Annotated in this window: 20 protein-coding genes; 14 read left to right on the top strand and 6 right to left on the bottom strand. The window is 64.8% G+C overall.

Annotation, left to right across the window (positions count from 1 at the left end; translation table 11 throughout):
- The 7 genes from IQ25_RS13685 (at position 1) to tatC (ending at position 4,845) form a co-directional block, all read left to right on the top strand.
- A complete protein-coding gene (locus IQ25_RS13685; RefSeq protein ID WP_144906746.1) occupies positions 1–768 on the top strand; it encodes an SPOR domain-containing protein in 768 nt (255 codons plus the stop codon).
- A gap of 104 nt (positions 769–872) precedes the next feature.
- The gene (nagZ, locus tag IQ25_RS13680) at positions 873–1,889 is read left to right on the top strand and encodes a beta-N-acetylhexosaminidase (protein ID WP_144906744.1); all 1,017 of its coding nucleotides are present in this window, start codon (positions 873–875) and stop codon (positions 1,887–1,889) included.
- The gene (locus IQ25_RS13675) at positions 1,889–2,686 is read left to right on the top strand and encodes a segregation and condensation protein A (RefSeq protein WP_144906742.1); all 798 of its coding nucleotides are present in this window, start codon (positions 1,889–1,891) and stop codon (positions 2,684–2,686) included. Before nagZ ends, IQ25_RS13675 begins: the two co-directional genes overlap by 1 nt.
- Positions 2,683–3,294 (top strand): SMC-Scp complex subunit ScpB, encoded by a 612-nt coding sequence (gene scpB / locus IQ25_RS13670; RefSeq protein ID WP_144906739.1) that lies wholly within the window; start codon positions 2,683–2,685, stop codon positions 3,292–3,294. The genes IQ25_RS13675 and scpB overlap by 4 nt, the downstream gene beginning before the upstream one ends.
- Positions 3,295–3,361: 67 nt before the next feature.
- Positions 3,362–3,598: a twin-arginine translocase TatA/TatE family subunit gene (locus IQ25_RS13665; RefSeq protein ID WP_144906737.1), complete on the top strand. Its 237-nt coding sequence runs from the start codon at positions 3,362–3,364 to the stop codon at positions 3,596–3,598.
- 30 nt (positions 3,599–3,628) lie between these two features.
- Complete coding sequence (tatB, locus tag IQ25_RS13660) at positions 3,629–4,036, top strand: Sec-independent protein translocase protein TatB (RefSeq protein WP_144906734.1); 408 nt, start codon at positions 3,629–3,631, stop codon at positions 4,034–4,036.
- A complete protein-coding gene (gene tatC / locus IQ25_RS13655; RefSeq protein WP_144906732.1) occupies positions 4,033–4,845 on the top strand; it encodes a twin-arginine translocase subunit TatC in 813 nt (270 codons plus the stop codon). The genes tatB and tatC overlap by 4 nt, the downstream gene beginning before the upstream one ends.
- A 153-nt stretch (positions 4,846–4,998) precedes the next feature.
- On the opposite strand, the gene IQ25_RS13650 is transcribed toward tatC, so the two are convergent.
- Positions 4,999–6,687 carry an amidohydrolase gene (locus IQ25_RS13650; RefSeq protein ID WP_144906730.1) on the bottom strand — a complete coding sequence of 563 codons (1,689 nt, stop codon included), beginning with the start codon at positions 6,685–6,687 and terminating at the stop codon, positions 4,999–5,001.
- A complete protein-coding gene (locus IQ25_RS13645; RefSeq protein ID WP_144906728.1) occupies positions 6,684–7,604 on the bottom strand; it encodes an NAD(P)-dependent oxidoreductase in 921 nt (306 codons plus the stop codon). Before IQ25_RS13645 ends, IQ25_RS13650 begins: the two co-directional genes overlap by 4 nt.
- 88 nt (positions 7,605–7,692) lie before the next feature.
- Between IQ25_RS13645 and IQ25_RS13640 the strand changes: the two genes are divergently transcribed.
- The 6 genes from IQ25_RS13640 to IQ25_RS13615 all read left to right on the top strand — a co-directional run bounded on the left by IQ25_RS13640 (position 7,693) and on the right by IQ25_RS13615 (position 18,179).
- A complete protein-coding gene (locus IQ25_RS13640) occupies positions 7,693–8,079 on the top strand; it encodes a VanZ family protein (protein WP_144906726.1) in 387 nt (128 codons plus the stop codon).
- A gap of 37 nt (positions 8,080–8,116) precedes the next feature.
- The gene (locus IQ25_RS13635; RefSeq protein ID WP_144906724.1) at positions 8,117–9,367 is read left to right on the top strand and encodes a threonine ammonia-lyase; all 1,251 of its coding nucleotides are present in this window, start codon (positions 8,117–8,119) and stop codon (positions 9,365–9,367) included.
- Positions 9,368–9,581: 214 nt separating this feature from the next.
- On the top strand, positions 9,582–10,448 hold the full coding sequence (locus tag IQ25_RS13630) for an arginyltransferase (protein WP_144906722.1): 867 nt from the start codon (positions 9,582–9,584) through the stop codon (positions 10,446–10,448).
- Complete coding sequence (locus IQ25_RS13625) at positions 10,408–12,651, top strand: autotransporter assembly complex protein TamA (protein WP_246415782.1); 2,244 nt, start codon at positions 10,408–10,410, stop codon at positions 12,649–12,651. Before IQ25_RS13630 ends, IQ25_RS13625 begins: the two co-directional genes overlap by 41 nt.
- Entirely contained in the window at positions 12,651–16,847 is a 4,197-nt protein-coding gene (locus IQ25_RS13620; protein ID WP_144906720.1) for a translocation/assembly module TamB domain-containing protein, read from the top strand. The genes IQ25_RS13625 and IQ25_RS13620 overlap by 1 nt, the downstream gene beginning before the upstream one ends.
- A gap of 66 nt (positions 16,848–16,913) precedes the next feature.
- Complete coding sequence (locus IQ25_RS13615) at positions 16,914–18,179, top strand: glycosyltransferase (protein ID WP_144906718.1); 1,266 nt, start codon at positions 16,914–16,916, stop codon at positions 18,177–18,179.
- Here the strand turns inward: IQ25_RS13615 and IQ25_RS13610 are convergent.
- Complete coding sequence (locus IQ25_RS13610; RefSeq protein WP_144906716.1) at positions 18,160–19,584, bottom strand: aldehyde dehydrogenase family protein; 1,425 nt, start codon at positions 19,582–19,584, stop codon at positions 18,160–18,162. The two genes, IQ25_RS13615 and IQ25_RS13610, sit on opposite strands and share 20 nt — an antisense overlap.
- A gap of 141 nt (positions 19,585–19,725) precedes the next feature.
- Positions 19,726–19,872, bottom strand: a complete 147-nt coding sequence (locus IQ25_RS13605) for a lmo0937 family membrane protein (RefSeq protein ID WP_144906714.1) — start codon at positions 19,870–19,872, stop codon at positions 19,726–19,728.
- A gap of 154 nt (positions 19,873–20,026) precedes the next feature.
- Between IQ25_RS13605 and IQ25_RS13600 the strand changes: the two genes are divergently transcribed.
- Entirely contained in the window at positions 20,027–22,288 is a 2,262-nt protein-coding gene (locus tag IQ25_RS13600; RefSeq protein WP_246415781.1) for a bifunctional diguanylate cyclase/phosphodiesterase, read from the top strand.
- Positions 22,289–22,313: 25 nt separating this feature from the next.
- Here the strand turns inward: IQ25_RS13600 and IQ25_RS13595 are convergent, their stop codons facing one another.
- Both IQ25_RS13595 and glnA read right to left on the bottom strand, forming a co-directional pair.
- Positions 22,314–22,808, bottom strand: a complete 495-nt coding sequence (locus IQ25_RS13595) for a CHAP domain-containing protein (RefSeq protein ID WP_338112227.1) — start codon at positions 22,806–22,808, stop codon at positions 22,314–22,316.
- Positions 22,809–23,014: 206 nt separating this feature from the next.
- The gene (gene glnA, locus IQ25_RS13590; RefSeq protein WP_144906709.1) at positions 23,015–24,424 is read right to left on the bottom strand and encodes a type I glutamate--ammonia ligase; all 1,410 of its coding nucleotides are present in this window, start codon (positions 24,422–24,424) and stop codon (positions 23,015–23,017) included.
- Positions 24,425–24,569: the final 145 nt, after the last annotated feature.

The following is a 24,569-nucleotide window of genomic DNA, read 5'->3' as shown; positions in this document are numbered from 1 at the left end:
ATGATCGGTGAGAACGACCAAAACAGCTGGGACCAGGACAGCGGCGACCAGCAGCCAGGCAAGCCGTTCGACGTGTCCGCCGAACTGGCTGAACCTGTTGGCGGCGAACGCCTGGCGCTGGGCGACGAGGAGCGTCTACCCTGGCTCGAAAGCGCCGACGATATCGACGGCGAGGAAGAAGACAGCGGCAACGGGCGACTGATCGGCTTTGCGGTCATGGGCCTGATCGTGCTCGCCGCGCTGGTTGGCGGCATCTGGTATGCCAGCAACCGCACCTCCGGACCCGCGAACGCCGATGGCAGCCTGATCGAGGCGAGCAAGGAGCCCTACAAGGTCACGCCCAAGGACCCCGGCGGCAAGACATTCGCCGGCACCGGTGATTCGAGCTTCAAGGTGAGCGACGGTGAAAAGCCGATGGCAAACCTGGCTGACTCTGCCTCGCCGACGCCTGCAGTTGCAGCATCGCCAGCGGCCAAGCCAAGCGCGAGCGCGTCTGCCGCTGCGGCAGCACCCAAGCCCGCGCCTGCCGCAGGCGGGGTTGGCGTTCAGGTCGGGGCGTTCTCGTCCAATGCCGCGGCGGAAGCTGGCTGGCAGAAGCTCGTCGGAAATCACGATGCGCTCAAGGGCCTGTCGCACCGCGTGGTCGAGGGCAAGGCCGACATCGGGACGGTCTATCGCCTGCAGGCAGTGGCGGGCGATCTGGCTTCGGCCAGCGCGCTTTGCCAGAAGTTGCAGGCTGGTGGGCTGAAGTGCCAGGTGAAGCGCTGATCTGAGGCAAGCATCCAGTGGTGGAGGCCTAGGGGGCCCGTTTTCCCCCGCCTTCACCGCAGGCACCCTTGCCAAATCCGCGCTATTTCGCGCACTCAAACGCGATGTTGCCAGCAATTTTCGGGCTTTCGGGCCTGACCCTGACCGATGACGAGCGCGCATTCTTCCGCGATGCGGACCCGGCGGGGTATATCCTGTTCGGGCGCAATGTGGAGAGCCGCGCGCAGGTGCGGGCGCTGACCGACGAATTGCGCGCGCTGCATGGGCGCGAGCGCACGTTCATCTGCATCGATCAGGAAGGCGGGCGCGTTGCGCGAATGAAGCCGCCGGTCTGGGCGGCTTACCCTCCGGGCGAGCGGTTTGACCGGCTTTACGACGTGGCTCCTGCCAGCGCGATCGAGGCGGTGCGGGCCAATGCCCACGCGCTGGGACTGGATCTGGCCGAGGCGGGGATCAGCGTCGATTGCCTGCCGCTGCTCGATGTGCGGCAACAAGGCGCGCACGACGTGATCGGGGACCGGGCGCTGGGGTCCGAGCCGATGCGGGTGGCAGCACTCGGGCGGGCGACGCTCGACGGGCTGGCGCGGGCAGGTGTGGCGGGCGTGGTCAAGCACATGCCGGGGCATGGGCGTTCGATGGTGGACAGCCACAAGGAAACGCCGGTCGTGACCGCGAGCGCTGAAGAGCTGGAGCTGGATCTGGCACCGTTCCGCGCATTGAAGAACGCGCCCATCGCGATGACCGGGCATCTGCGCTTCACCGCATGGGATGCCGAGAATCCGGCCACGCTATCGGCTTTCGTGATCGAAGAGGTGATCCGCAAGGCGATAGGCTTTGACGGGCTTCTTCTGACCGATGACCTCGACATGCAGGCGCTGGGCGGCACGGTGCCCGAGCGTGCGGTGCGGGCACAGGCGGCAGGTTGCGACATTGCGCTCAACTGCTGGGCGAAGATGGACGACATGATCGGTATTGCCGAAGGGTTGACCGCCATGAGCGTCAAGACTGCCGAGCGGCTGGAGCGGGCATTGGCGGGGACGGGGGCGTTTGATGGGCCTGCCGATCTTGCCGGCCAGGCGGCTCTGATCGCGACGCGTGACCAGTTGCTGGAACTTGCCTGATGGTGGACGTCGTCGAACCTGCATTGTTTGACGGCGACGAGGCATGGGAAGGCATTGCCACGGCTCAGACCGGCGATGCCGCACTCTATCTCGAGCTGGATGGCTGGGAAGGGCCACTCGACCTGCTGCTGGAGCTGGCACGGAGGCAGAAGGTCGATCTGCGGACCATTTCGATCCTTGATCTGGTCGGCCAGTATCTCGACTATATCGAACGTGCCAAGGCGCTGAAGCTGGAGTTGGCGGCGGATTATCTGGTGATGGCGGCGTGGCTCGCCTACCTGAAGTCGCTGCTGCTGCTGCCGCGCGATCCCGAAGTGCAGCCGAGCCCGGAGGAACTGGCGCTGAAGCTGCAATTGCGGCTGCAGCGGCTGGGCGCGATGCGCGAGGCTGGCGGACGCCTGATGGGGCGCGACCGCGTGGGCCGCGATGTCTTTGTTCGAGGCAATCCCGAGGGCCTGCGGGTTGATCGCAAGGCGCTGTGGAAGTGCGATGTGTTCTCGCTCATCCAGGCCTATGGCGCGATCAAGCACCGCAACCGGCCTGTGGTGCATATGGTGCGCGAACGCGCGGTGATGACGCTGGATGCGGCGCTGACGCGGGTTTCCAGGATGCTGGGCGTGGCGATGGACTGGACCGATCTGCGCGCGTTCCTGCCGCTCGATGCCGATCCGCTCCTGCGCAAGTCGGCATTGGCATCAAGCTTTCTGGCAGCGCTGGAGCTGGCCAAGCAGGGCAAGGCGGAGATTGCACAGGACGAGGCTTTCGGGCCGCTGATGTTGCGGGCCGCGCGGGCATGAGCGAACGGCCTGGCGATCTGGAGCGCGCGGTGGAGGCGACGCTGTTTGCGGCAGAGCAGCCGATGACTGAGCTGGAGATTTCGGCGCATCTTGAAGGCGCAAGCGTTGGTCCGGTGCTGGAACGGCTGGCCGAGTTGTACTCCGAGCGCGGGATCAATCTGGTTGAGCGTGGCGGCCGTTGGCATTTCCAGACCGCTGCGGATCTTGCGCACCTGCTGCGGCGTGAGAAGGAAGAGCCGCGCCGACTTTCGCGTGCGGCGACCGAGGCGCTGGCGATCATCGCCTATCACGAACCGGTAAGCCGGGCGGAGATCGAGGCGATTCGCGGCGTGCAGACGGCAAAGGGCACGCTCGACGTGCTGCTGGAAGCGGGCTGGATTCGCATCGCCGGGCGGCGCGAGGTGCCGGGACGCCCGACGATCTATGCGACAACGCCCGATTTTCTCACGCATTTCGGGCTGCAATCGCGGCGCGACCTGCCCGGAATCGAGGAATTGCGCGCTGCAGGGCTGCTCGACCCGGTTGAAGAGGCGTTTGCCGTCTTGACGGGGGGCGACGATGGGGACACGGGGGCAGAAAGTCCGTCTGGCGAAGAAGACGCCGATTGACGCTACTTAAGAACTGGCAAGCGGGGCGCGCGATCCCTATCTAGGGGCTCGCAAAGGAGTTGGTATAATGGGTGGTCTTTCCCTTCCGCACCTGATCGTGCTTGCACTGGTCGTGTTGGTCCTGTTCGGCCGTGGCCGCATCTCCGAGATGATGGGCGATTTCGGCAAGGGCATCAAAAGCTTCAAGCAGGGCATGACCGACGAGGACAACAAGCCGATCGTGCCGCCTGCGCAAATCCAGCAGCAGGCCCCGCCGCCTGCGAGCCCTGCGCCGCAGCCGACCTCGACCGATCAGGCCCAGTAAGCCTCTCCTCGACAGCAAGGCGGCATAGCCGTGTTCGATATCGGCGCGTCCGAACTTCTGGTGCTGGTCATCGTGGCGATCGTGGTGATCGGCCCGAAGGACCTGCCGATGGCGCTGCGCACCGCAGGGCGGTGGGTGGCGAAGATGCGCCGCGTTTCCAACCACTTCAAGGCTGGCATCGAAACCATGATCCGCGAGGCGGAAATGGAGGAGATGGAGCGCAAGTGGAAGGAGCAGAACGAGCGGATCATGCGCGAAACGGCGGCGCAGGAAGCCGCTGCTGCACAGGGCCAGACCGTTGCCGCAGCCGAGGATCAGAACGACCCGTTTCCCGAACCGTTGCCGTCTGATGCGCCCGCCGCTCCTGCCGATCCGGTGATGATCGGGCCAATGCCGCCCGAGGAGAAGGTTTCGAGACCGGAGGCTCCGCAACCGTGATTTCGGACATCGACGAGACGCAGGCCCCGCTGCTCGACCACCTGCTGGAACTGCGCACGCGCCTGCTGCGCTGCGTATATGCGCTGGTGGCGACGTTTGCGGTGTGTTTCTATTTCGCCGACGACATCTTTGCGATCCTTGCTCAGCCGCTGGTTCATGCCTTCCCGCCGGGACAGGGCAAGCTGATCTATACCAAGCTTTACGAAGCGTTCTTCGTGGAGCTGAAGGTTTCGATGTTCGCGGCGTTCTTCGTGAGCTTTCCGGTGATCGCAAACCAGCTCTGGGCGTTTGTCGCGCCGGGGCTTTATGCGCGTGAGAAGAGGGCGTTCCTGCCGTTCCTGCTGGCCACGCCGATCCTCTTCACCGCAGGCGCCAGCCTTGCCTACTTCATCGTGATGCCGACTGCGTTCAAGTGGTTCCTCGGCTTCGAAGGCAACAAGGGCGGGTTGCAACTGGAGGCGCTGCCGGGGACGGGGGATTACCTCAGCCTGGTCATGCAGTTCATCCTTGCGTTCGGGATCAGCTTCCTGCTGCCGGTGCTGCTGATGCTGCTCAATCGCGCAGGGATCGTCAGCCGTGACCAGTTGGTCAAGGCGCGGCGCTATGCCATCGTGGTGATCTTTGCCGTAGCGACCGTGGCGACGCCGCCGGACGTGGTCTCGCAGTTGATGCTGGCGATCCCGCTGCTGTTCCTGTTTGAAGGAACGCTGATCCTGATGCGCTTTACCGAGCGGGCTGACGCCAGGCGGCGCGCTGAGGAAGAGGCAGAAATGCTGCCCGAGGGCGAGCGGCCTTCGCTGTTGCCATGAAGTGAAACGGGGGCCACAGCCCCCGTTTCGGTATTAGAGTATCAGAGCCGCATCAAGGGCTCGCGAAACCTCAGGAGAGAGGGCGGGTTCCGCGACGCAGCCATTGGGCAGCATCCGGAAAGATTGCCCCCCTAAGCCTTCCGCGTCGGCACCCTAACGCTTTGAGGTCGTTCCGGTTTCCATGCCTGTCTCAGCCGACCAGACCTTGCCCCCGCCAATCCAAGTTTCCAGCACTTTCGTCGCGCGGACCTGTGCAGGATTTGCGGTGAGCGGATCGGTATCGACCAGCACGAAATCGGCACGAAGGCCGGGGGCGAGGCGACCGAAGCGCGTTTCGGCGAAGCCCGCATATGCGGCATCGGCCGTGTAGGCGGCGAGCGCCTCGGCAGGGCTCACGCGCTCCTGCGGTTGCCAGCCGCCGGGTTGCTGGTCGTCCGGACCTTGGCGGCTGATCGCGGCAGAGAGGCCCGCCCAAGGGTCGGGCAGTTCCACCGGCGCGTCGGAGCCGAAGGCGAGGCGTACGCCTGCGGCCTTGAGCGACTTCCACGCATAGGCGCCAGCGAGCCGATCCGGCCCGAGGCGGGCTTCGGCCATCAGGCGGTCGGAGGTCTGGTGGACAGGCTGCATCGAGGCGATGGCGCCGCTGGCGGCGAAGCGGGCGAAGTCCTTGGGGTCGACGATCTGGGCATGCTCGATGCGCCAGCGACGGTCGCCCTTGTAGGTTTCGGCAAGGTCGGTGATTGCGCCGATGACGGTGGCATTGGCCTGATCGCCGATGGCGTGGATGGCGACCTGGAAGTTGTCCATCGCGGCGCGGCTCATCAGGTTGCCGAGCTGGGTCTGGTTGAGTTGGGGCAGGCCACGCGTGGTAGGCGCATCGGCATAGGGCGCCTTGAGCCACGCTCCTCGCGAGCCGAGCGCGCCATCGAGATAGAGCTTCACGCCGTTCAGGCGCAGGCGGTCCTGATAGAGCCAGGGCGAGGGGCCGGGGCCGCCGATCAGGATCATCTGATCGATGCCGCGAGCGTAGGCCATGATGCGGACGTAGAGCTTGTTGGCGTCGCCGGCACGGCGATAGGCCTGCCAGTCCTCGATACCGGTGCCCATGTCGGCGACGGCGGTGACGCCGCGCTTGAACAGGATCTGCTGCGCATTGGCGAGGGCAAGGTCGCGGTCTTCAGGCCGGGGGGTGGGGACCTTGGCGTCGACCAGTTCCATCGCGGCATCGACGAGGACGCCTTGGGGGGAGCCATCGGGCGCGCGGTCGATGCTGCCGCCCGCGGGGTCCTTCGTGGCGGCGGTGACGCCAGCGGCCTTGAGCGCGGCGCTGTTGGCCCATCCGGCGTGGCCGTCAACGCGCTGGAGCCAGACGGGGCGCGCGCCGGTCACGGCATCAAGTTCGGCGGCGGTGGGGAAGCGGCCGAGCTTCCACAATTCCTGATTCCAGCCGCGCCCGATGATCCATGGCCGGTCAGGGTGTTCCGCGCTGAACTTCGCGATGCGATTGAGGGCATCGGCAAGTGAGGTGGTGTCCGACAGGTCGAGGCTCAATGCGGCAAAGCCGATATCCATGACGTGGACGTGGGCGTCGATCATGCCCGGCAGCATGACGCGGCCCTGGCCGTCGAGGTGGTACTGGTACTCCTTGCGGGGCTTGGGCTTCTTGTCGCCCGCATGGATCACGCGCTTTACCACGCCTGCATTGTCGAACAGCAGGCCGGTGAAGGTTTCGACCTGACCGTTCGCGCCGATGGTCTGCCCCCGGACGTTGTCGATCAGGGTATCGGCATGGGCAGCAGAGGTGGTGGCGAGGAGCAGCGCGGCGAAGGCAGCGCGCTTCATGCCTTCTTGCTCCGGCGGGGCAGGCGGCGGATCAGGGCGGAGGTGTCCTCACGGCCGTAACCCATGGCCTGCACGTCGACATAGAACTGGTCCACGAGAGCGGTGACGGGAACGCTGGCGCCAAGGTTGCGCGCTTCGTCCATCGCGAGGCCGAGGTCCTTGCGCATCCAGTCGATGGCAAAGCCGAAGTCGAACTCGTCCTTGGCCATGGTGTGGAAGCGGTTGTCCATCTGCCACGACTGGGCGGCACCGCCCGAGATCGCTTCGAACACCTTGTCCATGTCGAGATGGGCGATCTGGGCGAAGCGGATGGCTTCGGACAGGCCGGCGAGCGCGCCTGCGATGCACATCTGGTTGGCCATCTTGGCAGTCTGCCCCGCACCGGACTTGCCGACGTGGACCACGCGCTTGGCATAGGCAGCGAGGATCGGACGCGCCGCATCGACGGCCTTGGCGCTGCCGCCGCACATGATCGCGAGCGTGCCCGCTTCCGCGCCGGACTGGCCGCCGGTGACCGGAGCATCGACGCAGAGCAGTTCCTTGTCACGCCCTTCGACCGCGATCTGGCGGGCAATGCGGGCCGAGACGGTGGTGTGATCGATATAGATCGCGCCACGTCTGAGCGTGGAAAAAGCGCCGTTGGGGCTGAGCACGACGTCGGCAAGATCATCGTCGTTGCCAACGCAAGTGATAACCACGTCCGCGCCCTCAGCTGCTTCGGCCGGGCTGGTGGCTATGCGCGTGGCAAGGCCGGGGTTGGCGGCTGACCATGCTTCGGCACGGGCCGTTGTGCGGTTATAGATCGTGAGGTGGTGCCCGGCCTTGCCGAGGTGGCGCGCCATGGCCCCGCCCATCACGCCAAGGCCGAGGAAGGAAACGTTCGCCGGTTCGGCTGCTGCTGCTGTATGTTCGCTCATGCAGGCATTCATATCCCGTTTTCGCGCCAGTGCCAGTGCCTGCGCCACGCTTGCCAAGACTGTTGCGGCGCAGCATAAACTGCGCCCCATGCAACGGCTTACGGATTTCGTCTCTCGCGCGGGCCGCGTGGCCTTCTGGCCTGCTCTGGTTTTCGCGCTGGTCATGGCGGTCCTGCCCAAACCGCCGACATTGCCGATCGACGATCTGGGCGACAAGTTCGCGCACATGCTGGCCTTCTTCACGCTCTCGCTGCTGGCAGGCGTTGGCTGGCCGAAAGCTTCGCTGCTGCGCGCGGCATTGTGGCTATCGGCGGTCGGGGCGGGAATCGAGGTGGTGCAGCTGGTCCCGTTCCTGCACCGCGATTCGGACTGGCGCGATTGGGTGGCAGACAGTGCAGCGATCGTTGTCGCCATGGTGCCGGTGCTCGGATTCCGCTGGCTGACAGCTTTGGGGTCCGATTCCGCAAAAGCTTGAGGTTTTCTTGGGGGCCGCTTTCCGTTAGGGCGCGGCCATGGAAAACGTAGCGCTCAAGCCCGAAACCCAGGGAACTTCCCTGCTGACCCTCGCCGATGTTCGCGCGGCGGCGGAGCGAATTTCGGGCCAGGTGGTGCGCACGCCCACGCTCTACAGCAAGACGCTGAGCCGGATTACCGGCGCGGACATCTGGCTGAAGTTCGAGAACCTCCAGTTTACCGCAGCCTACAAGGAGCGCGGCGCGCTCAATGCGCTGCTGCAATTGACCGAAGAGCAGCGCTCGCGCGGAGTGATTGCGGCATCGGCCGGCAACCATGCGCAAGGGTTGAGCTATCACGGCACCCGCCTCGGCATGCCGGTGACCATCGTCATGCCGCGCACCACGCCGACGGTGAAGGTGATGCAGACCGAGTCGGTCGGCGGCAAGGTCGTGCTGGAAGGCGAGACTTTCGACGAGGCTTATGCCCATGCACGCAAGCTTGAAGGCGAACTGGGGCTGACTTTCGTCCACCCGTTCGACGATCCGCGCGTTGCGGCAGGCCAGGGCACGGTCGCGCTGGAGATGCTGGAAGATGCACCTGAAATCGAGACGCTAGTCGTGCCGATCGGTGGCGGCGGACTGCTTTCGGGCATGGGCACAGCGGCGCGCGGGATCAAGCCGGGGATCGGGTTGATCGGCGTGCAGGCACAGCTGTTCCCTTCGATGTATGCAAAGCTCAAGCATCTCGACTTGCCGTGCGGTGGCGACACGCTGGCCGAAGGCATCGCGGTGAAGGAGCCGGGCGAGTTTACCTCGAAGGTCCTAGCGCAGATCGTCGACGACGTGGTGCTGGTGAGCGAGGCGGCGCTTGAGAGCGCGGTGGCGCTGCTGCTGCAGATCGAGAAGACCGTGGTTGAAGGCGCAGGCGCGGCAGGGCTTGCGGCGGTGATGACCCACAAGAAGCGCTTTGCCGGACGCAAGGTTGGCATCGTGCTGTGCGGCGGCAATATCGATACGCGCCTGCTTGCCAACGTGCTCCTGCGCGACCTTGCCCGCTCGGGCCGTTTGGGTCGTCTGCGCATCACGCTGCAGGACCGGCCCGGCGCGCTGTTCAAGGTGGTCGAGGAGTTCAACCGCCATCAGGTCAACATTCTCGAAGTCTGGCACCAGCGAATCTTCACTTCGCTTCCGGCCAAGGGCCTGACGGCCGAGATTGAATGCGAGGCGCGTGATCGCGAGCAGATCGACCGTCTCGTTGCCGGGTTGCGCGCCAAGGGCTACGATCTGGAGCAGGTCGAGCTGGGCTGAACCGAACTGCTTGCTGATCGGGTTAAGCTTTTGATCTGGCTGTGTCCCGAAACCGGACGCGGCCGATGGGCCCGGGGAAATCGCCGTTTCGGCCACGTTCTGGTGCCAATTTGTGCACCGGAACGTAGTTAACAGGCTTTTAGGATTCGCCTCGTTGATGCATGTTTGATGCTGACAGTCCGGACAGTCCGGTCTTAGGAGCATCATCAACGCCGTGACCGCGCCCGTCCGCTTCCCGCGCTTTTTCGTGACCAGCCCCGCGCCGTGCCCGTATTTGCCGGGCCGGAACGAGAGGAAGGTTTTCACCGAACTGAAGGGTGCCAATGCCGACGAGTTGAACGATGCATTGAGCCGGATCGGTTTCCGCCGCAGCCAGACCGTAGCGTACCGGCCGAGCTGCATCGATTGTTCGGCCTGCATCTCGGTCCGGGTCGTGACGAATGAGTTCCAGCCTTCGTCCACGCAGAAGCGCATCTGGAAGCGCAACCGCGATCTCGTGGCAAGTGTTTGCAAACCTTGGTCTACGCCGGAACAGTTTGAGCTGTTGCAGCGTTATCTCGCCGTGCGTCACCCGGGCGGGGGGATGGCAGCCATGGACGAGATGGATTTCGCGGACATGGTGGAACACACCCCGGTCAAGAGTTACGTCATCGAATACAGGGAGCCGACCACCGACGGTTCGCAGGGCAGACTGGTTGGGGCCTGTCTGACCGACGAGCAGGGCGATGGTCTCTCGATGATCTACAGTTTCTACGATCCACAACACGAGACGCGGTCCGGGCTTGGCACTTTCATCATCCTCGACCATATCCAGCGTGCAGCCCATGTCGGGTTGCCCTACGTCTATCTCGGCTACTGGGTCGAAGGCTCTGAGCGCATGCAATACAAGGTGCGCTTCCGGCCGATGGAGAAACTGGGCCGCGATGGCTGGGAACGGTTCGAACCTGCTGCACAGGCTGTCGCCATCGAGCGTGCTGTCTCTGCGCGGCATGCCCACGCTGGAGATAACGGGCGCCCTGCCATCGAGGGCGGGCTCAAGGATGGCGTTCACGGCGCGCAGGAGCGCTACGCTCACAGTTGAGCGGCCTCTGGTACGCGTTCTGGCTGCGCTGATCGCGCTGGCGCTGCCAAGTGGGCATGCCTTTGCCCAGTCCATGCAGGCAGATCAGGAGCTTGAAGCGCTGATCCCGGATTCAGCGGTGCAGGACCCGGAAAAGTGGGCGCAGGACACCGACGCTGCGCGTTCCGGAGCGCCCCCTTCGACGCTGATCGAGGAGATCGAGGCCGACACGGCCATGCCCGATATCCCCGGCATGACTATTGCCTGGCCCGATGGCAGTGAACTCCCCTCGATCGAACCGCTTTCGCCCGATCCCGACATCGAGGTGGCCGAGCAGTCCACCGATGAAGCGGTGGAGGCGCTGCCCGGTCAGCAGGATGCCGATGCGCCTGCGAGTGTCAGGCTTGCCGATGCCGATGTTTCACGGGTGGGCAAGCAGGTGGAAGTGGCGTTCCCCAGCGGCAAGGAGGCGATTGCCGAGGAAGGCCAGATCGTCAGCCGTTTTGCCGGACTGTCCAGCCTCAAGTCGTTCGATGATGACGAGGACAACCTCGCCCAGATCGTCCGCCGTGCGCGGACCGACCGCGAGACCCTGCAGGAGGTTATGCGGGTCTATGGCTATTACGACGCGCAGGTCTACCAGACGCTTGGCGGACTGGGCGAAAGCGCCGACGGCGAGACGGCTGCACCGGTGGACGTCGAGAAGGTCGTCGTGCGCTATGACGTGCAGCCGGGGCCGCAGTACCACGTCGGAAAGATCGCGCTGGGCGATCTTGCAGCGACGGGCACGGATTACGAGGGCTTACGCGGTGCGTTCAAGCTCAACACCGGCGATGCGATCAATTCGGACCGGATCGTGGCCGAGCGGCTTTCGCTGCAGACCGCGCTGGGCGAGACCGGCTATGCCTTTGCCAAGGTTGGCGATCCCGATCTGCTGATCGATCATGAGCGTCGCGAGGGCGATCTGACTGTGCCGGTAACGCCGGGTGGGGTCTATGCCTTCGGCAAGGTGAATTCCTCGCGCGAGAAGTTCCTCAGTTCGCGGCATCTGCAGCGGATATCGCGTTTCGATCCGGGCGACCGGTTCAAGCGTTCGGAAGTGGATGACCTGCGCCAGGCGATCCTGGCGACGGGGCTGGTGTCCTCGGTGACGGTCGATGCGCGCGAGGTGGCAAGCCCGGCGGCGGGTCAGCCGGGTGTGGTCGATGTCGACGTCAAGCTGACTCCGGCGCCCTTGCGCACGATTGCCGGGCTGATCGGTTATTCAAGCGGCGAGGGCTTCCGCGTGGAGGCGAGCTGGGAGCATCGCAACTTCTTCCCGCCCGAGGGCATGGTGCGCGTGCGCGCCGTCGCGGGTACGCAGGAGCAGCTGGCGGGCCTTACCTTCCGCCGCAACAACTTCCTGACGCGCGATCTCGTGCTGAATGCCGACCTCTATGCGCGCAACCAGACGAGCAGCGCGTTCGAGGCGCGGACGATCTCGTTCACGGCTGGGCTTGAGCGTCAGACGACGCTGCTGTTCCAGAAGCCGTGGGTGTTCGCGGCGGGGGTCGAAATTCTGGCAACCGGCGAGCGCGATGCGGCGGCGATCCTCGCCAACGAGCGGCGCAAGACCTACTTCATCGGCGCGCTCCCGATGCGCGCGGCCTATGATGGCAGCGACAACCTGCTCGATCCGACGCGCGGGTTCCGGGTGGGTTTGCGCGTATCGCCCGAAATTTCGGTGCTCAACGGCGTGCGGTCGAGCTATGGCAAGGCGCAGCTCGATGCGAGCTATTACCAGCCGATGGGCGAAAAGCTGGTCGTGGCCGGGCGCGTGCGGTTCGGCACGATAATCGGCACCGACATCACCAACATCGCGCCGTCGCGCCGGTTCTATGCCGGTGGCGGCGGGTCGGTGCGTGGCTATGGCTATCAGCTGATCGGCCCGCGCGACACGGCGGGTGAGCCGAGCGGCGGGCGCGCGCTCAGCGAGTTCTCGCTGGAGGCGCGCGTCAAGACGGGATTGCTGGGCGGGGCGGTGAGCCTTGTGCCGTTCGTCGATGCAGGTGCCGTCGATACGACGACGACGCCGCGCCTGCGCGATCTGAAGATCGGTGCGGGCATCGGCCTTCGCTACCAGACCAACTTCGGACCGATCCGCATCGACCTTGGCACGCCGCTCAATCCCTCGAAGGGGGATAGCAGGATCGGGGTCTACGTCGCGCTGGGACAGGCGTTCTGATGGCGGATGAGGTCACACCTCCGGCAGCCGAGCCGACGCCGCCCGCGCGGTCGCGCCGGTCGCGGTTCGTGCGCGGGTTTGCGCGGCGAGTGGCTATCCTGACGGCGGCGGGGCTGGCTTTGCTTCTGGCGGCGCTGGTGATTCTGGATTCATCGCTGGGCCATCGGCTGGTGGCAGACCGCATTGCGGCCATCACGCCCGGTTCAGGCCTGAGGATCGAAATCGGGCGGATCGACGGGTCGATCTATGGCGCGGCCAAGCTGCGCGATATCCGGGTGAGCGATCCGGAAGGGGTGTTCCTGACTGTCCCCGAAGCGGAGCTGGACTGGCGGCCGCTGGCCTGGCTGAAGACCGGGCTCGACGTCCGTTTGCTGGCACTGCACCGGGGCGTGCTGCGCCGCGCGCCGCGCCTTCGACCGAGCGAGGACAAGAACGCGCCGATCCTCCCGGATTTCGATATCCGTATCGACAAGCTGGTGATCGACAACCTGACCGTTTCCGAGGCCATGGCCGGGCAGAAGCGGCGGGTGGACGTGCTGGCCAAGGCCGACATTCGCGGCGGTCATGCCATCGTTGACGTTGCGGGCAAGATCGCCGGTGACCGCGTGCTGTTCCGGCTTGATAGCGAACCTGATCGCGACAAGTTCGAGCTGCGGCTTGCCTACGATGCACCCAAGGACGGCATGATCGCCAAGATGGCGGGCGCCGAGGGTGACATCCGTGCCGACGTGTTCGGTCGTGGCGGCTGGTCGCGCTGGGATGGGCTTGCCTATGCCACGATGGGCGGCAAGCGGCTGGCAGCGTTCCAGCTGGGCAATCAGTCTGGCATGTATCGGCTTGCCGGGCAGGCCTGGCCGGGCTCGCTGGTCAAGGGCACGGCGGCGCAGGCGGTGGGGCCAGCACTTTCGGTGCTCTATGATGGCACCTTTGCCGACAACGCCTTCGACGGCGCGCTGCGCACGGCTGGCGATGCTTTCAAGGTTTCGGCCAACGGAAAGCTCGATCTGGCGCAGAACGAGGCTGAGGATCTGAAGGTCCGGGCGCTGGTGCTCAAGCCCGGGAAGCTGATTTCGGCGCCAGAACTGGCGGGCGTGGCGATCGATGCGACGCTGGATGGGGCATTCTCCGACCTTTCAATCGAACACGACCTGCGCGTGCAGCGGCTGAAGCTCGGCACGCTCGATGCACAAGGACTGCGCTCCAGCGGCACGGCAACGTGGGACGGCAAGCGCTTCGTCCTGCCGCTGGCGGTGACGGCGCAGCGTGTTGTGACGGGCAACACGATGATCGACCCCCGCTTTCCGGGCGCGCGCATCGGTGGCGATCTGGTGTTCGAAGGAAGCAGGCTGACTTCGGACAACCTCTCGCTTGCGATGAAGGGCCTCGGGGCGCGACTGGCGCTGCGGGGCGACATGGCGCGGGGCGGCTATGCGCTGGCAGGGCCGGTGGTGGCGCGAGGCTTTGCGGTGCAAAACCTCGGTGCGGTGGATGGCACGGCCAAGATCCTGTTCAAGATCGGCAAGGGCGTTCCGTGGACGCTGCAGGCCAACCTTGCCGGGCGGATGACGCGGATCGACAACGAAACGCTGCAGACGCTGACTGGCGGCGGCGTGCGCTTTGCCGGTGGGCTGGCGCTGGGCGAGCGGGTGCCGATCACTTTCCGCAAGGCGACGATCAATTCGGCCAAACTGCAGATGGCGCTCGACGGCAAGGTCCTGCCCGGCGGCGCGGCTTCGCTGACCGGCAGCGGGCGGCATACCGAATACGGTCCGTTCACCGTCGAGGCGGCGATGACGGCCGAGGGGCCGAACGCAGTGCTGGTGTTTGCCAGTCCGCTTCCGGCTGCGGGGCTGAAGGATGTACGCGTGGCGCTTTCTCCCATCGCCGATGGCTTCCGCATCGAGACTGGCGGGGAATCGACGCTGGGGCCGTTTAACGGAACGCTGGGGCTGTTCATGCCGCCGGGCGGGGCGACGCGGATCGACATCCAGCAGTTCCGCGTGTGGCAGACCGATGTGACCGGCGGGGTAACGCTGGGCAAGGATGGCGTTGCCGGACAAATAGCGCTGGCTGGTGGAGGACTGAACGGCACCGTGGCGCTGGCTCCACGTGAAGGCGGGCAAGGTTTCGACGCCAACGTTACGGCGCGCAATGCCCGCTTTGGCGGGGCACGCCCCCTATCCATCGGCAATGCCAAGGTCGAGGCGACGGGTCTTCTCAAGGACGGACATTCGACCATCGAGGGCACACTGCTGGCCGAGGGCATCGGCATGGGCAAGGTGTTCATCGGCAAACTTTCGGCGGCCGCCTATCTGCAGGATGGTAGCGGTTCGGTCACGGCGGCAGTCTCGGGCCGTAGGGGCACGCGCTTTGCATTACAGGGCACGGCGGCGTTCTCGCCCGACCAGATCGTGGCATTTGTCTCAGGCGAATATGCGGGACGACAGGTTTCGATGCCCCGTCGTGCCGTGCTCACGCGTGAGGGCGAGGGCTGGCGGCTTTCTCCGACGCAGATTGGCTTCGGGCGCGGAATCCTCATTGCGGAGGGCCATGTGCTGGGCGGGCCGACGCAGATGCGCTTGCTGCTTTCGAAAATGCCGCTCTCGGTGGTGGACATCGTCGTGGCGGACCTTGGCCTTGGCGGCATTGCCTCGGGCATTGTTGAGTACAACAACGACGGCAAGGGTGCGCCTGCGGGCAATGCCGCGTTGATGGTGAAGGGCCTGTCGCGCTCAGGGCTGGTGCTCACCTCGCGTCCGGTGGACGTGGCATTGGTGGCGCGGCTCGATCCGGAGGCGCTGCAGATGCGCACGGTGATCCGCGAGGGCAGCGACATTCGCGGGCGGTTCCAGGCCATCGTCAGTGGATTGCCGCGGGGCGGTGGTTTCATGGACCGGCTGGAAGCAGGACGGCTTGCAGGGCAGCTGCGTTATTCGGGACCGGCCGATGCGCTGTGGCGGCTTACGGGCGTCGAGGTGTTCGACCTGACCGGGCCGGTTGGCGTGCGCGCCGACGTCTCGGGCACGATTTCCGCGCCGGTGCTGCAGGGCGCGGTCGCCTCGAAGGGGATGCGGGTACAGAGCACGCTGACCGGCACCGACATTGGGCAGGTGCAGCTCGCGGGCACCTTTACCGATTCCACGCTGCAGCTTGCGAGCTTCAGCGGGACAACAGCCAATGGCGGGCGAGTGAGCGGAAGCGGTACGATCGGGCTGGCCGAGCTTTCAGAGCACGGCCCTTCCATCGATCTCCGGCTTTCGGCGCAGAACGCGCAGCTGGTCAACCGTGACGACATGGCCGCGACCGTTACCGGTCCGTTGCGCATCGTCAGCAATGGCGTGGGCGGAACAATCGCCGGGCGCGTACGGATCGAACGGGCGCGCTGGGCGCTTGGACGGGCCAGCGCGGTTCAGGACCTGCCGGTTATCGCGACGCGCGAAGTTAATGCTCCGGCTGACGCTGCTCCGGCCAAGGCTGCATCCGCGCCATGGCGCTTCCTGATAGATGCGGCGGGTGCGAACCGGATCGACGTGCGCGGGTTGGGCCTCGACAGCGAATGGGGCGCGGACATTCGCCTGCGCGGATCGACGGCGGCGCCGCAGATTTTCGGCACGGCAGACCTTGTGCGTGGTGGCTACGAATTCGCGGGCAAGCGCTTCGAACTGACGCGCGGACGCATCCGCTTTGCCGGCGAAGTCCCGGTCGACCCGCAGCTCGACATCGTGGCCGAGGGGGATGCGAACAACATCAGCGCCAAGATCACCATTACCGGCACCGGCACGAAGCCCAATATCGCCTTCTCGTCGACCCCTGCGCTGCCTGAGGAGGAACTGCTCAGCCGCATCCTGTTCGGCAGCTCGATCACCCAGATTTCTGCGCCCGAGGCAGTGCAGCTTGCAGCTGCATTGGCGAGCCTGCGCGGCGGCGGCGGGCTCGATCCGATCAACAAGCTGCGCGCGGCCATCGGTCTTGATCGTCTGCGCATCGTGGGCGCAGACCCGACGGTGGGCTCGGGCACGAGCATCGCAGTGGGCAAGTACATCGGGCGGCGGTTCTTCGTGGAACTGGTGACCGATGGCGCGGGGTACAGCGCCACGTCGGTGGAGTTCCGCATCACCCGCTGGCTGGCGCTGCTTGGCACGATGTCGACGATTGGCGACGAAAGCCTCAACCTCAAGGTGAGCAAGGACTACTGACCGGGGCTGTCATGGCTCTTTCATCTGGTCCTCAAACTGACATCAGGCGGTGGCCAAGCATGGCGCATGAGCACGCCATCTGCCCCTTTGCTGATCTGTGACCTGACCCAGAGTTACGCGCCGCACGGCGGAGGGGGCATCGGCACTTACCTCCGCGAGAAGCAGCGCCATGTGATCGAGCGAACCGGCCATCGGCTGCTGCAGATCGTGCCAGGTCCGGAAGATCGCGTGATCGAGAATGGCCGCCACATCTGGGTCGAAGTCGGCGCGGAACAGGTGCGCGGCAGTCCGAACTATCGCTTCATCATGCGCACGAAAGTGGTGCGCGACGTGCTTGAGCACTATCGTCCCGACCTGATCGAATCACAGTGCCCGTGGGTGCTGCCATGGACCGCGATCAATTATCGCCGCGCATTTCCGGACACCGCGCTGGTGGCGGGATATCATACCGATTTCCCCAATGCGCATATCTATCGCGTGGGCTCTAGCCTGTTCGGCGAGTTTGTCGGGCGTGGTTTGCGGCGGCTCGCGATGGGTTACGCCGAACTGACGTACCGCGAGTTCGATCGCGTCTACACGCTGAGCGAAGCCATGGCCGATGTCTTGCGTGGCTATCGCATCGAGCATGTCGATGTCGTTTCGCTGGGCGTGGATACGGCGCTGTTTCATCCGGACCGGCGCGACCCTGAATGGCGCAAAAGTCTCGGCCTCAGTGCCAAGGGGCCGCTGCTGGTCTATGCGGGACGGATCGATAACGAGAAGCGTGCCGACCGGCTGCTGGCGATGTTCAGGCGCTTGCCGGTCTCGCTCGACGCCGGTCTGGTGATGATCGGTGATGGCAAGTTGCGCGAGGCATTGCAGGCCGAAGCGCTGGGGTTGCAGGTGGCGTTTCCGGGCTTCCTTGCGGATCGAACGGCCCTTGCCCGCGCGCTGGCATCGTCGGACATCTATGTTTCGGCGATGGCGGATGAGACGTTCGGCATTTCGGTGATAGAGGCACAGGCGAGCGGGTTGCCGGTGGTGGGCGTTCGCTCGGGCGCGATGATCGAGCGGGTCGTGCCAGGCACGGGAATCCTCGTGGGCGTTGATGACGCTGTAGCGATGGCAGCTGCGGTGGAAAGGATGTGGCAGGGCGGTCGTGCGCAAATGGGTGGTGTGGCGCGGGCCCACGTCGCAGGCCGGTTCGAGTGGTCGCACACCTTCGACGCTCTGCTGGGCGAGGTCTATCCAGAAGCCTTGCACAGAGCCCGGCAACGCACGAAGAAGGGCCGCGCCAGCGGCACGGCCCTTTCGTTGCTGGGAAACGGAATGATCAGGCGGGGAGGCCGCTGATCGCCTTCATTTCCATGAAGTCCTTGAGGCCATAAAGACCGCCTTCGCGGCCATTGCCCGACTGCTTGTAGCCACCGAACGGGGCGCCCGGAGTCGGGCCCCAGTTGTTGATCGCAACCATGCCTGCGCGCAGAGCGGGAGCGACTTCCGCCGCCTTGGCAGGATCGCCGGTGATGCAGGCCGAGAGGCCATAAGCGGTGTCGTTGGCGATCTCGATGGCCTGGTCGAGGCTGTCATAGGCCATGATCGTGGCGACCGGACCGAAGATTTCCTCCTGCGCGATACGCATGTCCGGCGTGACGCCCGAGAACACCGTGGGCTTGATGTAGTAGCCGCGGTTGACGTTGGCGGGCAGGTCGGGGCCGCCGGTCTCAAGCTTGGCGCCTTCGTCGATCGCGGACTGGATCAGCCCGCGGATCTTGTCGAACTGGGCCTTGTTGACGACCGGGCCGAGGTGCTGGCCTTCCTGCAGCGGATCGCCGACCGGGGTGGCCGAATACATTGCCGAGACGAAGGCAGCGGCTTCTGCCTCGCGCTCACGCGGCACGAGGATGCGGGTGGGCGAGATGCACGACTGGCCGGTGTTGACCAGCGGGCCGGAGGCGGTGGAGGGCAGGTGCGCGGCGAAATCGGCGTCAGGCAGGACGAGATTGGGCGACTTGCCGCCCAGTTCCTGATGGACGCGCTTGACCGTGTCGGCAGCGGCCTTGGCGACGAGGATGCCTGCACGGGTCGAGCCGGTGAAGCTGACCATGTCGATGCCTGGGTGCGAGCTGATTGCGGTGCCGACGCCCGGGCCATCGCCCTGGACGAGGTTGAACACGCCTGGCGGCACGCCTGCAGCATCGAGGATTTCGGCGAAGATCACGGCGTTGGTCGGGCATTCTTCCGAAGGCTTGAGGATCATCGTGTTGCCTGCGGCAAGCGCCGGGGCGACCTTCAGGGCGATCTGGTTGAGCGGCCAGTTCCACGGGGTGATCATCCCGACGACGCCGATGGGTTCGTAAGCGACCTTGTAGGCGCCGTTGTCTTCCATGAAGTTGAAGTTCTTGAGCGCGGCCATGGTGCCGAGGAAGCCGCCGATGCCGGCGCCGACCTGTGCGGTTCCGCCAAAGCTGACCGGAGCGCCCATTTCCTCGGCCATGGCAACGGCGAGATCAGGCGCGCGCTTCTTGAACTCGGCGACGATGCGATCCATCAGCGCGAGGCGTTCCTCGCGCGTGGTCTTGCTGAAAGACTTGAAGGCGCGCTGGGCAGCGGCGACGGCCTTGTCGACATCGGCCTGCGTGCCGAGCGTGATCGCGCAGATGGCCTCTTCGGTAGCCGGGTTGATCACTTCGTGGCGCTTGCCGCCTTCGCTGTCGACCCACTTGCCATCGATGTAATGCTGAAGCTTCTCGCGCATTGCCGTATCTCCCGATTGTGAGCGGGCCGGGCATGTCCTGCCCGGCCCCTAGCCTCATCGAAAGTAGGCAGCCGCGTTGCATTCTGCAACCTGCCGGCCGTGTCCGATCATGTCACCGAGAGGTCATCCTGGCGCGTCGGCTCAAATTCGTCGGCCGCGAAACAGGTGCACGAGACCGATCAGGATTGCGATGATCAGAACGATGTGGATGACAGCTGCCGTCACCTTGAAGGCGAAGACGCCAAGCGCCCACAGAACGAAAAGGATCAGGGCGATGGTCAAAAGCATAGAGGGACTCCGATGCGTTCCTCCCGCCCGCGCCCATTGGCCGATAAATCCGCGAAGCGGCGCGAAGTTCCTGTGTCGCAGAACCTATTCAGCGATAACCATTTATTCGGAACCGCTTGCTACGTCTTAGAGCATGGGGACGGGATCCACCTTCATGCGCGCCGGGATCCGGCACGATTCCGGCGCGGCAGGCGCCGCGTGGATCGTTGTCGGTACATTCCTTGCGCTGGTTGCGCTGACGGCAGCGCTGGTGGCGGCGTTCAGCAATTCGACGAGCATTGCCGACCGCTTTGCCCGGACCGAGGAGCAGAGGCTGGTCGCGCGATTCATCGAGCGTACCGAGCGTCAGATCCTCGAGGCAGACAAGTTGCAGATCGTCTGGGACGACGCGGTAGTGAAGCTCAATGGGCCCGATGCCGAGCAATGGGCGCGGAACTTCCTTGCCGGGTACTTTTGGGGCAGCCACCGGATCGACAGAATCTACCATGTGCGCTTCGACGGGACGGCGGTTCGGTGCTGGCGGGGCGCTCACCTGACGCAGGATTGCCGCTACGGCCAGCTCAGGTCGATGGTGAAAGGGCTGATCCGCCAATCGGTCAGTTTTGACGATGGTCAGAAGGTCGCCGATTTGCGGCCACAGGGCAGCGTTCTCTGGCCTTTCGACAGCAAGGGCCTGCCAATGTCGCGGGGGCTTTCGGCGGTGACATCATTCGATGGCCACCCGGCGATGGTTGCGGTGGCCTCTGTCGTGCCGGATGTGACGCCCTCGCTGATGCGTGGCGAGCCTGACTACATCGTGCTGGTGCGCTATGTCGACGAACGCGTGATCAGCGACTTGCAGTCCTCTCTGCTGCTGGACGGGGTGAAGTTCTCGACAGAGCCGGAAAACGACCCGGCGCGCAATTCGCTTGCTCTTAGCGATGCGCAAAGGCAGCAGATCGGATGGTTGTCATGGATATCCAAGCCGCCCGGCCCGGCGATCCTGCGCCAGACCGCGCCATTGCTGGCCATCTACATCCTTTTCTTCGTCGGCGTCGTGGCCGGCGGTGCGATCATCGTTCGTCGGATGCGGCGCACGACCAGCGAACTGGTGGCGAGTGAAGCGCAGGCACAGCACAACGCTCTGCACGATGCGATGTCCGGTCTGCCCAACCGCGCCCACTTCATGCAGCGTCTCCGTCAGGAACTGGCAGCATGTGTGGAACAGTCCGAGTTGGGCGATGTCTTCGTGGCCTATGTCGACATCGACCGGTTCAAGGTGGTCAACGATACGCTGGGCCACCATGTGGGCGACGAACTGGTGCGGCAAGTGGCTCTGCGGATGCGTCGCTCGCTACCGCCCGGTGATTTCCTCTCGCGCTTCGGGGGCGACGAGTTCGTGCTGTTGCGCCGTTCAACCGGAGGCCGGGTGGCGGCAGACATGCTGGGGCGCCAGCTCATGGCCATCGCGCGCGAGCCGTTCGTGATTTCGGGCAACAGCCTCGAAATCAGCTTTTCCTGCGGGATCAGCTGGGGGCCTGAGCAGAGCGAGGATCCCGGCGAACTGTTGCGCCGTGCTGATATCGCACTCTATCGCGCCAAGCAGCGCGGGCGTGCTCGCTATCGCCGCTTCACCCGCGACATGGATGCCTCGGTCAAGCTGCGGCTCGAGATGGAGATGGAGCTGCGCCGCGCCATCGTGCGCGACGAACTGACGCTTGCTTACCAGCCTGTGGTCAATGCAGCGGACGGAGCTGTTCTCGGTTTCGAGGCGTTGTTGCGCTGGCACCACCCCGAGCGCGGTCCGATCCGGCCGGGGCTTTTCGTGCCGGTGGCCGAGCAGGCGGGGCTGATGCTGGCACTCGGCAACTGGGTGCTGCGCCGCGTGTTCACCGAGTGTCAGGATTGGTCCGACTGCGAGATTTCGGTCAACCTCTCGCCGCTGCAGATCATGGCGAGCGACTTTCTCCAGACCATCGACGCGCTCGTGCGCGAAACGGGGGCAGACCCGCGGCGGTTCATCCTGGAAGTGACCGAAGGGGTCATGCTGGACCGGTCGGACCATGTCGTCGAAGTGCTGAAGGGGCTGAAGTATCGCGGATTCCGCATCGCGCTGGACGACTTCGGAATTGGCTATTCCTCGCTCAGCTACCTGCGCTCGTTCCAGTTTGACCGGATCAAGATCGACCGTTCGTTCGTGCAGAATATCGAGGCGGATCTCGATGCACATTCGATCCTGCGGGCAATCGTCTCGCTCGGCCATACCTTGCGGATGAAGGTGGTGGCCGAAGGCGTGGAAACGCCGATGCAGCGGGCGCTGGTTCAGGCGGCAGGCTGCCAGATGATTCAGGGCCATCTGTTCTGGGAGGCAATGCCGGGGGACGAGGCGAAGGCCTTGATCGTACCGCTGGAGCGCAAGCAGCGCCGCCTCGCTTGAAGCTGGCGCTCGCCGCCGTTGCGGATCAGCCCTTGGCGGGCTTTGCCGAAGAAGCGTCAGCCGTCAGGGTGCGGGGGTAGATGAAGCCCTTGGCTGGGCTGGCGCGCAGGCCCACCGAACGGGTCGGCGCATACCATACGCGGACTTCGCTCCAATCCCCGGCTGCCGAAACGTCGATTGCCATGACGCCCTTTTCGACCATGCCCGGACCTGACCAGTTGGCATGATCGATCAGGATGTGGCGCGCATCGACGACCTTGCGGACGACGGCGACGTGGCCATAGGGCATAGCGCGGGTGCCAGCAAAAGCGAGAACGGCACCGGCCTTGGGCTGCTGGCCACGATCGTAGCTGCCTTCCGCATTGCTCCACCAGTCACGCGCGTTGCCGCTGATCTGGACGTCGGAAATCTGGCGGGCGTAGGTTACGCACTGGAGCCGGGCATGCGCTGCCGAGGGCAGGGCGGCAAAGGCGAAGAGTGCGAGAAATGCTGCGACCGCGTTCTTTATCATGTGCAGCATGACTAAGGATTTCCGCGGATTCGAGGAGTCCTGCACCCCTCCGTTCATCCTGCCGCAATCACAGCTCGTCTCGGTTCGTCGCAAAATGTCCGGCGGCTGTGGATAAAATCACAAACTCGTGCGTTCCCCGCTGCAGGCGGCCCCCGCAAAACAATAAGGGCGCCCGGTTTCCCGGACGCCCTCTATGTCTTCGCTGACCGAATGGATCAGAGCGAGTAGTACATGTCGAACTCGACGGCCGACGGCGTGGTTTCCCAGCGCATCACTTCCGGCCACTTCAGTTCGATGTAGGCCTCGATCTGGTCCTTGGTGAACACGCCACCCTGAAGCAGGAATTCATGGTCGGCTTCGAGGCTGTCGAGCGCTTCACGGAGCGAACCGCAAACGGTCGGAACCTGGGCGAGCTCTGCCGGCGGCAGGTCGTACAGGTTCTTGTCCATGGCTTCGCCCGGGTGGATCTTGTTCTTGATCCCGTCGAGACCAGCCATGAGCAGCGCCGCATAGCACAGGTAGGGGTTGGCCATCGCGTCGGGGAAGCGGAACTCGACGCGCTTCGCCTTGGCGCCAGCGCCATAGGGGATGCGGCACGAGGCCGAGCGGTTGCGAGCCGAGTAGGCGAGCAGCACGGGGGCTTCATAGCCCGGCACCAGACGCTTGTAGCTGTTGGTGGTCGGGTTGGTGAAGGCGTTCAGTGCCTTGGCGTGCTTGATCACGCCGCCGATGAAGTACAGGCACATTTCCGACAGGCCGGCATAGCCGTTGCCTGCGAAGAGCGGCTTGCCACCGTCCCAGATCGAGATGTGGGTGTGCATGCCCGAACCATTGTCGGTCTTGATCGGCTTCGGCATGAACGTTGCGGTCTTGCCATAGGCCTGGGCGACCTGCTGCACGACGTACTTGTAGACCTGCATGCGGTCAGCCGTCTGAACGAGCGTGCCGAAGGTCAGGCCGAGTTCGTGCTGGGCCGAGGCCACTTCGTGGTGGTGCTTGTCGCAGGGCAGGCCCATTTCGATCATCGTGCGGACCATTTCGCCGCGAATGTCGACGCAGCTGTCAACCGGAGCGACCGGGAAGTAGCCGCCCTTGGCGCGCGGACGGTGACCGAGGTTGCCGCCTTCGTAGTCCTTGGCCGAGTTGGTCGGCAGTTCGATGTCGTCGATCTTGAAGCCGTTGCCGTCGTAGCCGTCGTAGAACTTGACGTCGTCGAACAGGAAGAACTCAGCTTCCGGGCCGACATAGACGGTGTCGCCGAAACCGGCCGACTTGACGAATGCTTCTGCGCGCTTGGCGGTCGAACGCGGGTCACGGGCGTAGAGTTCGCCGGTCGACGGTTCGACGATGTCGCAGCAGATGACCAGCATCGGCGAGGCCGAGAACGGATCGATGTAAACGGCATCAAGGTCGGGCTTGAGGATCATGTCCGACTCGTTGATGGCCTTCCAGCCTTCGATCGACGAACCGTCGAACATCAGGCCGTCTTCCAGCTCGTCTTCGCCGAGCACGGTCGAGACCATGGTCAGGTGCTGCCACTTGCCCTTCGGGTCAGTGAAGCGCAGGTCGACCCATTCGATTTCCTCGTCCTTGATACGGGCAAGGATGTCCTTTGCAGTTGCCATCGCTGGTCCTTCTTAATGCCCCGGCGGAGAGGTCCGGGGGTATCTGGGGTGGTTGTCTGGAGGCTGCCCGTCCACAGGCCACCCCCGTTATGCTGCCAGCCGGACGCGAACATCCGGACAGGCCTCAAACTGGTATTGTCATGCC

This window comes from Novosphingobium taihuense (assembly GCF_007830315.1).
GTDB classification, from domain to species: Bacteria; Pseudomonadota; Alphaproteobacteria; order Sphingomonadales; family Sphingomonadaceae; genus Novosphingobium; species Novosphingobium taihuense.
Note: the sequence above shows the minus strand (reverse complement) of the source record. Positions and strands in the feature narration are given on the sequence as shown.